The 13,045-nt window shown below is 59.1% G+C and carries 14 protein-coding genes and 1 tRNA gene; 5 read left to right on the top strand and 10 right to left on the bottom strand.

The features are described 5' to 3' along the window. Positions 1 to 4 precede the first annotated feature (4 nt). The 4 genes from obgE to WA367_RS02005 form a co-directional block, all read right to left on the bottom strand. Positions 5 to 1,045, bottom strand: coding sequence for a GTPase ObgE (gene obgE, locus WA367_RS02020; protein WP_336055137.1), 1,041 nt, complete (start codon positions 1,043 to 1,045; stop codon positions 5 to 7). Positions 1,046 to 1,192: 147 nt separating this feature from the next. Then, complete coding sequence (locus WA367_RS02015) at positions 1,193 to 1,780, bottom strand: GNAT family N-acetyltransferase (RefSeq protein ID WP_336055136.1); 588 nt, start codon at positions 1,778 to 1,780, stop codon at positions 1,193 to 1,195. A gap of 119 nt (positions 1,781 to 1,899) precedes the next feature. Beyond that, positions 1,900 to 2,169, bottom strand: a complete 270-nt coding sequence (gene rpmA, locus WA367_RS02010) for a 50S ribosomal protein L27 (RefSeq protein WP_036485495.1) — start codon at positions 2,167 to 2,169, stop codon at positions 1,900 to 1,902. Between the two features lie 90 nt (positions 2,170 to 2,259). Then, positions 2,260 to 2,913, bottom strand: coding sequence for a 50S ribosomal protein L21 (locus WA367_RS02005; protein ID WP_336055135.1), 654 nt, complete (start codon positions 2,911 to 2,913; stop codon positions 2,260 to 2,262). 270 nt (positions 2,914 to 3,183) lie between these two features. Here WA367_RS02005 and WA367_RS02000 point away from each other — a divergent pair. Then, a tRNA-Ser gene (locus tag WA367_RS02000) sits at positions 3,184 to 3,273 on the top strand. Between the two features lie 88 nt (positions 3,274 to 3,361). Here the strand turns inward: WA367_RS02000 and WA367_RS01995 are convergent. From WA367_RS01995 to WA367_RS01970, 6 genes are read right to left on the bottom strand one after another with little or no spacing between them, the layout of a single operon-like run. Beyond that, positions 3,362 to 4,237, bottom strand: coding sequence for a MurR/RpiR family transcriptional regulator (locus tag WA367_RS01995; RefSeq protein WP_336055134.1), 876 nt, complete (start codon positions 4,235 to 4,237; stop codon positions 3,362 to 3,364). Positions 4,238 to 4,249: 12 nt separating this feature from the next. Further along, complete coding sequence (locus WA367_RS01990) at positions 4,250 to 5,074, bottom strand: MBL fold metallo-hydrolase (protein ID WP_336055133.1); 825 nt, start codon at positions 5,072 to 5,074, stop codon at positions 4,250 to 4,252. Further along, positions 5,064 to 5,999 carry an NAD(P)-dependent oxidoreductase gene (locus WA367_RS01985; RefSeq protein WP_336055132.1) on the bottom strand — a complete coding sequence of 312 codons (936 nt, stop codon included), beginning with the start codon at positions 5,997 to 5,999 and terminating at the stop codon, positions 5,064 to 5,066. Before WA367_RS01985 ends, WA367_RS01990 begins: the two co-directional genes overlap by 11 nt. Further along, positions 5,996 to 6,955, bottom strand: a complete 960-nt coding sequence (locus WA367_RS01980; protein ID WP_336055131.1) for a shikimate dehydrogenase family protein — start codon at positions 6,953 to 6,955, stop codon at positions 5,996 to 5,998. The genes WA367_RS01985 and WA367_RS01980 overlap by 4 nt, the downstream gene beginning before the upstream one ends. Further along, positions 6,952 to 7,596, bottom strand: a complete 645-nt coding sequence (locus WA367_RS01975) for a bifunctional 4-hydroxy-2-oxoglutarate aldolase/2-dehydro-3-deoxy-phosphogluconate aldolase (protein ID WP_336055130.1) — start codon at positions 7,594 to 7,596, stop codon at positions 6,952 to 6,954. The genes WA367_RS01980 and WA367_RS01975 overlap by 4 nt, the downstream gene beginning before the upstream one ends. A 12-nt stretch (positions 7,597 to 7,608) precedes the next feature. Further along, on the bottom strand, positions 7,609 to 8,229 hold the full coding sequence (locus WA367_RS01970) for a glucose-6-phosphate isomerase (protein WP_336055129.1): 621 nt from the start codon (positions 8,227 to 8,229) through the stop codon (positions 7,609 to 7,611). 296 nt (positions 8,230 to 8,525) lie between these two features. On the opposite strand from WA367_RS01970, the gene WA367_RS01965 reads away from it, so the two are divergent. From WA367_RS01965 to WA367_RS01950, 4 genes are all read left to right on the top strand, one after another. Continuing rightward, positions 8,526 to 9,410, top strand: coding sequence for a carbohydrate ABC transporter permease (locus WA367_RS01965; protein WP_336055128.1), 885 nt, complete (start codon positions 8,526 to 8,528; stop codon positions 9,408 to 9,410). Then, complete coding sequence (locus WA367_RS01960; protein ID WP_336055127.1) at positions 9,410 to 10,426, top strand: carbohydrate ABC transporter permease; 1,017 nt, start codon at positions 9,410 to 9,412, stop codon at positions 10,424 to 10,426. Before WA367_RS01965 ends, WA367_RS01960 begins: the two co-directional genes overlap by 1 nt. Before the next feature lie 28 nt (positions 10,427 to 10,454). Then, positions 10,455 to 11,894, top strand: coding sequence for an extracellular solute-binding protein (locus tag WA367_RS01955; RefSeq protein WP_336055126.1), 1,440 nt, complete (start codon positions 10,455 to 10,457; stop codon positions 11,892 to 11,894). A 74-nt stretch (positions 11,895 to 11,968) separates the two neighbouring features. Then, entirely contained in the window at positions 11,969 to 13,045 is a 1,077-nt protein-coding gene (locus tag WA367_RS01950) for an ABC transporter ATP-binding protein (RefSeq protein ID WP_336055125.1), read from the top strand.

Raw genomic sequence — 13,045 nt, 5'->3', positions numbered from 1 at the left:
TCCCTCAGTCCTGCCACCTTGGGTCCGGCTCGGCATTCGCTTCCTGCTCGGCGGAGCGGGCAGTTTCGATCTCGCCCATCAGGGCGCGCAGCACCTCCTCCACGCCTTCGCGGGTGGCGGATGACAGAACCAGCGGCTTGATACCCGCCTCATTCTCGAGTTCGGCGAGCTTTTCGGCGCGCTCTTCCTCGTCAAGCAGATCGGCCTGGCTGAGCGCGAGCACTTCCGGCTTGTCCGTCAGCCCGTGCCCATAGGCCTCCAGCTCCCCGCGCACGGTGCGGTAGGTACCCGCCACATCTTCCTCGCGTCCGGAGACAAGATGCAGAAGCACGCGCGTGCGCTCCACATGGCCCAGGAAACGGTCACCGATACCCACACCGGCATGTGCACCTTCAATGAGCCCCGGAATATCCGCCAGAACGAATTCACGAGCGTCGATCCGCACCACACCCAGATTGGGATGGAGCGTGGTGAAGGGATAGTCGGCGATCTTCGGCTTTGCCGCCGTGACAGAAGCGAGAAATGTGGATTTGCCCGCATTGGGCAGACCGACAAGCCCTGCATCCGCGATCAGCTTGAGGCGCAGCCATATCCATGCTTCCTCGCCGGGAAGACCGGGATTAGCGCGACGCGGTGCCTGATTGGTGGAAGACTTGAAATGCTGGTTGCCGAAACCGCCATTGCCGCCCTTGGCAAGAAGATAGCGCTGGCCGACTTCGGTCAGGTCGCAGATCAGCGTCTCGTTGTCTTCTTCGTAAACCTGCGTTCCCACCGGCACCTTGAGCACGACGTCGCTGCCTTTTGCACCGGTGCGGTTGCGTCCCATGCCGTGAACGCCCGTCTGAGCCTTGAAATGCTGCTGGTAGCGGTAGTCGATCAGCGTGTTCAGACCTTCGACGGCTTCGACCCATACATCGCCGCCACGGCCACCGTCACCGCCATCCGGACCGCCGAACTCGATATATTTCTCGCGTCGAAAGGAGACGGAACCTGCCCCGCCATCGCCCGAGCGGATAAAGACTTTTGCCTGATCCAGAAATTTCATCGTTCGGCCAATTCTTGTTCGTCATGCTCAGCCCGAACGGTCTACATGATCGTTGGGGGAAGCGAAATGCCTGCCGGATAAAGCGAGGCGGATTAAGGAAGGGCGAAAGCAGTCCTGTTTACCGCTTTCGCCCTCAATCTAACTCAGTCATGCGCCCCAGCTTCTGAGGCTGACCCAGGTCTTGCGGTCAAGCTGATAGCGCTCCACCGGAACCTTGCCGGCAACCACCGAGTCCATCATGCCCTGGCCGACATACTGGAAACCGCATTTGTGGATGACCCGGCGCGAGGGCGAATTGATGACGCGGCACGAGACATTCAGCCGGTCGATTTCGGTCGCGCGAAACGCCAGATCCACCAGGGCATGCGCCACCTCCGTCGCATAGCCGCGTCCCCAATAGGGCTCGCCGATCCAGTAACCAAGCTCCAGCCCGTATTCGCGGGTATCGAGACCGGCGCAGCCAATGAACGCCCCGGTTTCTGCCAGCGCTACCGCATAATTGCAGCCGCCGCGATTGCGGGAGCGGTAGTTGCGCACGAAGCTTTCCGCATCGCTGACCGTGTAGGGATAGGGCATGCGTGAGAGCATTTCCGCCACCTTGCGGTCATTGGCCAGCTCCGAAAGCTCCTCGACGTCATCCCTGTGGGGTGGACGCAGGACCAGGCGATCGGTCACCAGGACCGGGCATTCTATGCTGTAACTTTCGTCTTCACTCTCTTCACTTTCGAGAACCATTCCTCTTCCTCCGGGTAAAAATAAAGGGGAGATGGCAACCCATCTCCCCTGAACTTTTCCGGATGTTTCGACACCGGGCCCCGAGATGGGTCGCCGGTGTTATATGTCGCGGAAACCGGCTATTCCGCTGCGTCCAGAATCGGGTTTACCGATACATAGGTTCGGCCGTTGGCTTTCTTGGCGAAAGACACATTGCCGCCTTCGAGTGCGAAGAGCGTATGGTCCTTGCCCATGCCGACATTGGTGCCGGGATGCCACTTGGTGCCGCGCTGACGAATGATGATGTTGCCCGGAACGACCTTCTCGCCGCCGAACTTCTTTACGCCAAGGCGCTTCGACTCTGAATCGCGACCGTTACGCGAAGAACCGCCAGCTTTTTTGTGTGCCATGGTCTTACTCCTTTGCGCCGCAGGGGCGCTTCATTTCCCTTATGGACGCTGATGCGCCCGAAATCAATCTACTAGCCTTGAAGCCTGACCTTACTTGGTCAGTTCCTTGGCCTGCTCGCGCCAGTCGCTGATCTGCTCTGCGGAGAACGGCATGGCTTCGTCGATGCGTGCCACGTCGTCGTCGCTGAGTGCGGCGATCTGCGCGAAGGTCGCGATGCCCTGCTCCTTGAGCTGGCCTGCGGCAACCGGGCCGATGCCCTTGATCTTCGTCAGGTCGTCGCCCTCACCCTCAGGTGCGGAGAAGAGCGGCTGTGCGGCAGCTTCAGCCTTCGGCGAAGCCTTCTTCGGCGCAGCAGCCTTCTTCGGTGCGGCAGCCTTGTCTTCAGCCTTTGCAGCAGGCTTCGCGGCAGCCTTCTTCGACGGCTTTGCGCCACCGGTCAGGATCTCGGAGATCCGCACGGTGGTCAGAAGCTGACGATGACCGCGCTTGCGTCGCGAATTCTGACGGCGGCGCTTCTTGAAAGCGATGACCTTCGGGCCGCGGCCCTGCTCGACAACTTCTGCGGCAACCGTTGCGCCATCTACGAAGGGCGCGCCAAAAGTCACGTCTTCGCCTTCACCCACGGCAAGAACATTGCCGATCTGGATGATGTCGCCGGGCTCGCCGTCGAGCTTTTCAATTTTCAATACATCATCGGCAGCAACGCGGTACTGCTTGCCACCGGTCTTGATGACTGCGAACATTTTTTTGCCTTTCGGTGTCCGGTCCGGCTATGACGCGCGAATGCTGCGCCTGCCGTCTTTTTATCAGTCTTGGTTCACGAAATAAGCGGCGCACGGGAAGACCCTTACGCCGCATCGCGCGGTGCATAGACGAGATATGCCACAAGGTCAAGCAGACGCCGCCCACAAACTCGCCCCACCGCGCATATTTGGCCTTGTAAGCTGTGCCATTCGTCGCTATCTAGGCGCCCGCACAACCATCGCCCGCTTCCATGGGCGACCCCTTGAGACGGAGAGGTGGCTGAGTGGTTGAAAGCACCGCACTCGAAATGCGGCATGCTCGCAAGGGCATCGGGGGTTCGAATCCCTCCCTCTCCGCCAGTAGCCCGCCAGTCCAGCACCGTTGAGCATATCGCCCGTAGCTACGGTTCAGCATCACGCCATGTCGCGTCGGGACGCATTTCGAGTGTCAGATGAACGGATTGGAACGCAGATGCGCGAGGCGGGACTTCATCTTGTTGATGCGCTCGTGATGATCTTCATCGCGGCGAAGGCTGACCGCCGTCGAGAGAATATCGATCACGACGAGATGAGATAGCCGGGAGACGGTGGGCGTATAGAGATCCGTGTTCTCCAGCGTTTCGACGATGAGATGAACATCGCAATGGGTAAGCATTGGGCTGCTCTGGCCGGTAATCCCGATCGTACGCGCGCCATTGGCTCTGGCCACGGCAAGAGAGGTGACCACTTCTCTGGTATGGCCGGTATTGGAAATGCCCACCGCAACGTCACCCGGGCCAAGCATTTCGGCTGTCATATACATCTGATGCGAATCGGCGGGAGCCCCGCATGGCACTCCGAAAAGCGGAAACTTCTGCTGCGCATCGCTTGCGACAATGCCTGACGCGCCAAAGCCGAAAAACTCGATGCGCCTGGCTTCGGACAGAACATCAACCGCCTCCAGGACAGAGGTCTCATTGAGCTTGCTTTGTGCCCAGTTCAGATTGGACAGATTGTAGTCAAACACCTTCGTGATGACGGTGCCCAGATCGTCTTCGGCGGTAATCGCGGTGTGCGAGGTGGTGCGTGCGAAAGCCATCGAACGCGCCAGCTTGACCCGCAGATCACGAAAGCCGTCACACCCTATGGCCGCGCAGAAGCGAATGACGGTCGGCTCACTGACACCTGCAGTCTTGGCGAGCTGCCCAAGCGTCATGGAAAGGACGTCAGCCGGATTGTCCAGAAGAACGCGCGCGACGCGGCGGTCGGATTTCCGCAGCTGGTCCTCCAGCCTGACAATCGTTTCAAGCAGATTGTCGTCCAGTCCGCGGGTGTTCTGGTCCATTCTCGGGCTTCCTCAGGTGACGATGCGGATATGATCGCCGGCAACGGGTCTGATAATGGCAGGATCGGGCGATGTAACCATGCCGGCAGCTGCATCGATCAGATCGGCGTCGATTGTATTGAAGGCGAACATACCGAAGTGATGCGGGACGAGAAAGGCGCAATCGCGGGACAGGTGGATCGCCTCATCCAGCGTGAAATTCCCGGGAATGCCATCGGCGCGACGCTGTTTGTCGCGGCCATTAACCGGCAACAGGGCAATCTGCGGGGCGAATCGCCGGATCTGAGCGTCCAGATCGGCGAACGGAACACTGTCCCCGGAATGGTAGAGGGAGAAGTTGTCTGTCCTCAGACCGTAACCGACGAACAGGTGCCGGCCTTCCTCATCCACTTCGCGCTCTTCATGCGCTGCCGGAAACACTGACAGCTCAAGCCCTTCAGCAAGCTTCAGCCGATCTCCCGCGTCAACCGCAACGAGCCTGGCACCGTGACCGATGCGCTCCTGCGCCACGTGTTCGATCGCAGCAGGCACCACGACAGGCACTTTGTTAAACCGCTCATGCAGCGGACCGAGCGTGTCGGGGTCCAGATGATCCGTATGGGCATGGGTGATGAGCACAAGATCGGGCTCCGGCAGCTCATCGACCGTCACCGGCGGTGGCATCATCCGCTCATGGGGGTGTTTGCGCCCCCTGTATTTGCGCGCCAGGCTGTCGGAGAGATAGGGATCGATGATCACCCTGTGCCGACCCGTATCAATCCAGAACCCCGCTTGCCCCAGCCAGTAGAGCGAGGGTGTGCCGAGTGGGGGGAAGCCCTTGCCGCGCTCAAGCCGCATGCGAGACCAGAACCTGAAGAATATTGTCTACGGCACGCACGGTGGATCGCTCCACAGATTGTCTGGTAAAGCCTCCGATATGCGTGGTGGTGATAACGCGAGGGTGGCGCAGCAACCGCGTCATTTCCGGCGGCTCCGTGTGGAACACATCCGTGGCATAGACTGCAATCCTTTCTGCCTCGAGTGCCGCAAGCAGCGCGTTATCATCCACGAGACCGGCGCGCGCGGTATTGACCAGAACTGCCCCCGGAGCGAGACGCGAAAGCTGAGATTCCCCAAGAAGCGGACTTCCATCTTTTGCCATTGGGGCATGCAGGCTGACGATTTGCGCCGCGTCCAACGCCTCATCCAGACTGCAGCGCCTGAATGAAGGATCCATCAGTCTGTCCTCGGGCGCGAATGGATCAAAACCGCGCACACGGGCACCCAAGGCAAGACAGAACCGTGCAAATTCGACACCGATCGCGCCCAGACCTATCACGCCCACATCAGCATTTCTGATTTCGCTGCCGATCCGGCGTGGCCATTTGCCTTCCTGAAGACCGCAATGGGTCGACACGATGTCGCGCAGGCCCGCCAGAGAGAGTGACAGCGCAAGCTCCGCAACCCCGCGCGCATTGGTGCCCTCGGCCCGCTGCACCCGTATGCCTCGCTGCTGCAAGATGGCCATTGGCAGATTATCAACGCCCGTTCCATTGCGACTGATCACGCGCAGCGCATCGGCATGATCGATCACGGCTTCCGAAACAGGCTCCACCCCCGCCAGCCAGCCCACGCAACCGGGTATTGCCGCAAGGAGATCGGCTTCGCGGGGCGTTTTGCCCGGCGTCGGCATCACCAGTTCGTAGCCGGCTTCTTCAAGGCGGTGCAGCGCGGGATGGCCGCTTCGAGACAGGGAGCGCGGCGTAATGAGAATCCTGTTCATTGCCCACGCCCCGTGGCTTCTGCGGCAATGCGGGAAATCTCGTTGAACTGATCGCCGCCTGTGGCAATGTCTATGTCGAATACTTCCGAGATGACCTGGGTCCAGCCATGGATGAAATAGGTCCAGCCGTCTTCGATCTGCAGGCCGCGCTCCCTTTCCTGCGCTTGCGCCTGTTCGAGAAAGACCAGATCACCACGATAGTTCAGTTCCCAGACGATCCCGCGATCGGGAAAACGTCCGTCGAATGTTAGCGGAGACCCCGGCGCGTCCTTGCCAAGACCGGTTGCGTTGATAACCAGCGAACCCGGCTTCAGCGTTTCCATGACCCGGTCATTGTCTTCCGGTTCAAGGGCAAGGACATAGTCGCAAGGAATGTCGCAACCGATCATCTGATGGATCTTGCGGATATGATCGAGCCGGGGCTGGCTCCTGTTCGTCACGACGATACGACTTGGCCGGTCAGCGCCTCTTTGCTTCTGCATCATGTGCCAGGTGAGTGCGATGGTGGACCCTCCGGCACCCATCGAAAACAGTTCAGCTCCGGTTTTCTCAAAGTGACCGGCGGGGACAAAACCATCGATGGCCAGACCGGACGAAATCGGATCCTTGGCGTGGCAGACGAGCTCGCCGTTCCGCTTGGAAAGGCAGGACGTCTCCTCCATCAGCTCGGCATGTGGGTCTATGACATCAAACATGTCGCGGCAGGCAGCATAAAGGTCGAGCTTGTGAGTGGTTACAAGAGCGCCCAGGGAAAGCGGGTCGGACTTCAGGAAGTCGACCACAGCGCGGTAGTTCTCGCGCGTGTCATGAGGCACGAGGTCGATACCCTTCATCTCCACATCGCCAAGATCAAGGAATTCCGCCCATCGCGGAAAAACCTTCATGATGGACGATTTCCCGGTCGTGACCCCAATGAAGTAGAAGGTGGGACGCGTTGCTGGCTCCAGTCGCATCATGCGCTCCTGATTTCCTTTACGCGGGCAACAGCCGCACGCGCATTTTCGCTGATGGCAGCCCAATTGCCCGCCATGATGTCTTCGCGCTTTGCGATCCAGGTGCCGCCAACGGCGCGCACGGCGGGCATGGAAAGCCAGTCGGCCAGATTGGCCAATGTCACACCACCGGTCGGATTGAAACCAATCCCCGTATGAGCGTAGGGCGCGGCGATATTCTTCAGCATCGCAGGTCCACCCGCGGGAACGGCCGGAAAGAACTTGACCATCTTGCAGTCATGACGAAGTGCCATCTGCAGCTCCGACGGAGTCATGATGCCAGGAGCGAAAGGCAACCCGATGCTGGCCGCATGTGCCAGCACTGCCGCATCAATGCCCGGTGAAAGCGCAAAGCGGGCTCCCGCAGCCTTCGCGCTGTCCGCCTGTTCTTCGGTAAGAACCGTACCTGCGCCAACCACCAGTTCCGGACGCTCTTCGGCCATAGCTGCAATCGCGTCACGTGCAGCAGATGTTCGGTAGGTGATCTCGGCAACGGGCAGTCCACCTTCCAGCAATGCGTCGGCCAGGGGAACCGCCTGCTTCGCATCGTCGATCGCGATGACCGGCACGACGCCATGTTCCGATAGGGTGTCGAAAATGCTCATGAATTATTACTCCTAGGCGATGCTGGCTTTGACGCGGGCGATCTCTTCGGCGCTTCTTGGCCGATAGCTCTCATTGTCGACCGCAGCCCAGCCATTGCCGCGGGCCACGATCCGTTTCGCCATGCCACCCGAGCGAGCGATGATCTCGTAATCCTGCCCGGAATCGCTCGGATAGCAGAAGCTCATGACAAGGGGCGTGGTACCGGTATTGACCGAGCGGTGGATCCACATCGGGGGGACGTAGACAAGCTCTCGCGGCGCAATCTCCAGGACCTGCGTTTCGCCTTCCGGATTCTCCAGCAGCATGACACCGTTGCCGCTCTCGCCATAATAGGTCTCGGGACGGTTTGCGCAGGCGTGGATATGCCCACGGGTCATGAAGAACTCATCGCCGATGCGTCCGGGCTCCATGAAGGTTGTCCCGAAAATGAGATCGCCGCGCTCCTGCTGGGGACGCTTCTCGTGAACATAATAGACCACACGCTCACCGTCCCTCGCGCTGGCGGCGGCGAACGCCTCTTCATCCCCATAGATGCCCGCAAGCTGGTTGAGCCGCTTCTCGTAGCGCCCGGAAGCACCGCTCATCTCCCCGGTGTTCGGATCAATGCGGTGCGAAGAAGGTGATTGGTACATGCGATCCTCTCAAAAATTTAGTAGGTAAACTACAAAATATGAAGCGGATTGCAATATGAGATTCGGATTCGCAACACCCAAGTCTCGTGAGCAGGCCACCGAAATGATCTTCGCAACCTTACATCAGAGCGCTATTCAGCTATGTTTTCTGGCAGAATACCCCGAATCGCGATTCGTCAGGCAAGAACGCCGATCTTGAATGCCGCCGACGCAAAAACGTAGCTATACTACATTTTTGGCTTGATTTGCCTCCTGAGCTGCTGCATGGTCGATCCAGAATAAAGGGAGGAGCTGAAATGAGCGTCGGCGCACGGCACGACAGGATCAAACACGTGTTCATGTTCCCGGCATTTCTGCTGGTGCTGGCGGTCACACTGTTCCCGCTGATCTATGCGCTCGTGGTGTCCTTCCAGTCGATCAGGATTGTGCCGCCATTGCCGCCGCGTTTCGTTGGCCTCGACAACTATGCCGATATTCTCGCGTCTGCCCGCTTCTGGGGTTCGGTACAGGTCACCGCCGTCATCGTGTTCATATCTGTCGCCATCCAGTATGTGCTGGGCTTTGCGCTGGCTCTGACGCTGCACCACAATGTTCCGGGCGCGAGCCTCTACCGGGTAAGCTTTTTGCTACCCATGTTTCTTGCACCGGTGAGCGTGGCACTGATCGCGCGCATGCTTTTCCACCCGGTTCTCGGCCCGGTCAACGAGATGTTCAGCCTGTTCGGGCTCGAAAATCTGCCATTCCTGACGCAACCGGCTTTCGCGCTGGCGACCCTGGTTACCGTGGAGGTCTGGCAGTGGACGCCATTTGTCGTGCTCTTGATGCTGGCCGGCCTGCAGGGGCTGCCGAACGAGGTTTTTGAAGCAGCGCAGGTGGACAATATTTCCGTTTGGCGCCGCTTCCGGGACATCACCTTCCCGATGCTGCTGCCTCTCTCGGTCGCCGTCATCTTCATCCGGCTGATCGAAGGCTTCAAGATCATCGACACGGTATTTGTGCTCACAGGCGGGGGCCCCGGCACGTCCACCGAAACGCTGACCCTTTTCGCTTACAATGAGGGCTTCAAGAAGTTCAATATCGGGATGACCTCGGCACTGAGCTTCCTCTTCCTCATCGTGGTGATCGTCTTCGGGACACTCTACCTCGCCGCAGCACAACGCATGATGAGGAGGTACCAGTGATGCAGCGCCATCATTTCCGCAGCCTCGGCCTGGTTCTGGCCCTCGTCTGGCTCATTTTCTGCCTGTTTCCGCTTTGGTGGGTACTGGTAACGGCATTCAAGCCTCCACTGGCCGTCAGCCAGGGCGCAACCTACCTTCCCTTCATCGATTTCCAGCCAACCCTGCAGGCATTCATCGATGCCTTCTCGGGCATCAGGGGCGACTTTGCCGGCCCGATCCTGAGTTCGATCGCGGTATCTGTCGTTTCGACCGCCTTGTCCGTCCTGCTGGGCGCCATGGCAGCCTATTCCCTGGTCCGCTTCGAGTTTCGCATCCGCCTTCTGGCGGGGCTTGCATTCGGTGTGCTCTCCATCGGTGGTTTCGTCGTGCTCAAGCACGTGATCGGGCTTGGCGTACCCATGGCATTGCTGGTTGTCATGCTGGTGGCCTTGCCGGTCGCGATCCTGCTTAACGGGCTTGATCTGCCAGGGCCGGTTCTGAAGAACGACGACGTCACCTTCTGGTTCGTCTCACAGCGCATGTTCCCGCCCGTTGTCTCGGCTTTCGCGCTGTTCCTGCTCTACGCGGAGATGAACAAGGTGGGTGTACGGCTTCTCGACAGCTTCCCCGGTCTCGTTGCCGCATATACCGCCTTTGGCCTGCCCTTTGCGGTCTGGCTCATGCGCGACTTCTTTTCAAATGTTCCGGTAGAGGTCGAGGAAGCCGCGATGGTCGATGACATTGGCCGCCTGCGCATCTTCTTTCAGATCGTGCTTCCCATGTCGAAGCCAGGCCTCATCGCCACATCGATGATCGTGCTGGCCTTTATCTGGAACGAGTTTCTCTTCGCTCTGCTGCTGACATCCTCGAAATGGCAGACGCTTCCCATACTCATGGCCGGTCAGAATTCGAGCCGCGGCGATGAATGGTGGGCAATTTCCGTGGCCGCGCTCATCTCGATCGTCCCGATGATAGCGGTCGCTGTGTTTCTCGGACGCATGATGCGTTCGGGCTTTCTGGCCGGTTCCATCAAGTAGCGGCCATATCAAGGGAGGGAGTACATCCATGAAGAAGTTACTGCTTGCAACGGCACTCGTGCCGATAGCCAGCCTGGCCCACGCAGAATGTTCACCGGATTTCTCGGACGTCACGCTGACGGTGTCCACGCAGAACGGCCCCTTCATTGCCTCTGCGCTGCAGATTGCCGCAGAAACATGGTCGGAGAAGACATGCGGCAAGGTGGAGCTGGTCGAATTTCCATTCTCCGAGCTTTATCCGAAATTTCTGACGGCCATGAGCCAACAGACCGGCGATTTTGACGTGATCGGCTTCATCCCTGCATGGGTACCCGATTTCGCGCCCTATCTGTCGGTCATGCCCGAAGCGATGCAGTCGGGTGAAAGCTGGGACGACATTCATCCGGTCTATCGCGAGCGCCTGATGTCGTGGGGCGGCGAAGTCAAGTCTGCCACGATGGACGGCGACATGCACATGCTCAACTATCGGGCGGATCTGTTTGAGGATGAGGCCAACAAGAGCGCCTTCAAGGAGAAATACGGCTACGATCTCGCCGCTCCGGTGACCTGGGACCAGTACTACGACATTGCCGAATTCTTCACTGAAAGCGACAAGGTCGATTACGGCACTGCGGAAGCCTACAAGCGTGGCGGCCAGCAATTCTGGTACTTCTTCAGCCACGCCGCCAGCTACACCAACAACCCGGCCAATCCCGGGTCGATGTTCTTCGATCCCGAGACCATGGACGCCCAGATCAATAATCCCGGTTGGCTGAAGGCGCTCGAAGACTACATGAAGGGTCTTCAGTTCAACCCGCCCGGCGCCTTGAACAACGGTTCGGGTGACGTTCGTCCGCTATATTCCGGCGGCAGCGTTGCCATGAACATCGATTGGGCAGACTCAGGGGTACTGGGTGCAACTGAAGGAGCGATTGCCGGAAATGTACGCACAGCGGTGCTGCCCGGTGCCAAGGAAATCTGGAACCACAAGACCGAAAGCTGGGACAAGTTTGATGAACCTGTCGCCTCGCCTTTCCTTGCATTCGGCGGCTGGCAGCTTGCTGTTCCTTCCGACAGTGACAATCAGGAAGCTGCATGGTCTTTCGTGGAGGAGGTAACCAGCATCGAGGTTTCCGGCAGGGCTATTGTGACTGCGAACACCGCCGTCAATCCATACCGCCTCAGCCACTACGAGAACCTGGAGAACTGGAAGGAGATCTTCACGGAAGAAGAGGCTGCAAGCTATCTGGGTGCGCAGCGGGCGACCCTCGACAGCCCCAATGTTGCATTTGACCTGCGTCTGCCGGGCTTCTTCTCCTATACAGAGGTTCTGGAGATCGAACTGTCCAAGGCGCTGGCCGGACAGGTTGAGCCGCAGGAAGCGCTGGATAGCATTGCCCAGGAATGGAACAAGCTGACGGACGATTTCGGCCGTGAAAGCCAGCTTGCGGCCTACCGTGCCTCGATGGGCCTGCCTCCTGTCGAATAACTCCACAGCACGAAATGGCCCGGCCAGGTGGCCGGGCCATTTCCAGAACCTCTTTCTAAGGTTGTTGCGTATCCATGACTTCCCCAACCCAGCCGCATATCTCCTTCGAGAAGATCACCAAGTCGTTCGGGCCGGTAGAGGTTATCCCTCCGCTCGACCTCGCCATCCAGAAGGGCGAGTTCATAGTTCTTGTAGGCCCCTCGGGGTGCGGAAAGACGACAACTCTACGCATGCTGGCCGGGCTGGAAAGCGTTTCGAGCGGCTCCATTCGCATTGCAGGTCGCGATGTCACCGCCATGCGTCCAGGCGAGCGGGACTGTGCGATGGTCTTTCAGAACTACGCGCTCTATCCGCATATGAGTGTCCGCGAGAATATCGGCTATGCCATGAAGGTTCACGGCACACCGCGTGAGGAAATAGCGAGAAGAGTGGGCGAAGCGGCAGGTCTTCTCGGCCTGGAACCTTATCTAGACCGCAAGCCCAAAAACCTGTCGGGCGGTCAGCGGCAGCGTGTCGCGATCGGGCGGGCACTGGTGCGCCACCCGGAGGTATTCCTGTTTGACGAGCCACTGTCCAATCTTGATGCCAAGCTCAGGGTGGAGATGCGCACCGAGATCAAGCTTCTGCAGAAGCGACTTGGCACGACCGCCGTCTACGTAACCCATGACCAGGTCGAGGCCATGACAATGGCTGATCGCGTCGTTGTCATGAGAGGAGGCGTGATCGAGCAGGTGGATGCACCCATTGCCCTTTATGAGCGACCGGCAAACCGCTTTGTGGCGAACTTCATCGGGTCACCTGCCATGAACTTCTTCGAGGTCTCTACCCGCGAAGGCGCAGCCTGGCTCGACGGACAGCGGCTTGAATTGCCCCCGGAAACATTTCAGCGTGTCGGCCCAAGGGAGCGCGTCACTCTCGGCATTCGCCCCGAACACATGAATGGCGGCGAACGCCCGGCACCTTTTACCTTCGCATGCGATACGCTCGAGCCGCTTGGGGCCCATACACTCGTGCTGGGCCATGTCGGGCAGGAGAAACTTGTCGCGCAGGTCGAACCACATTTCGACGTGACGCCGCAGAATTCCTGTACGGTGCAGATCGACATGTCCAAAGCCCACTTTTTCGACATTGAAAGCGAACACAGCCTCTGA

The sequence above is a fragment of the Nitratireductor sp. CH_MIT9313-5 genome (genome assembly GCF_037029545.1).
Lineage (GTDB): Bacteria > Pseudomonadota > Alphaproteobacteria > Rhizobiales > Rhizobiaceae > Chelativorans.
Note: the sequence above shows the minus strand (reverse complement) of the source record. Positions and strands in the feature narration are given on the sequence as shown.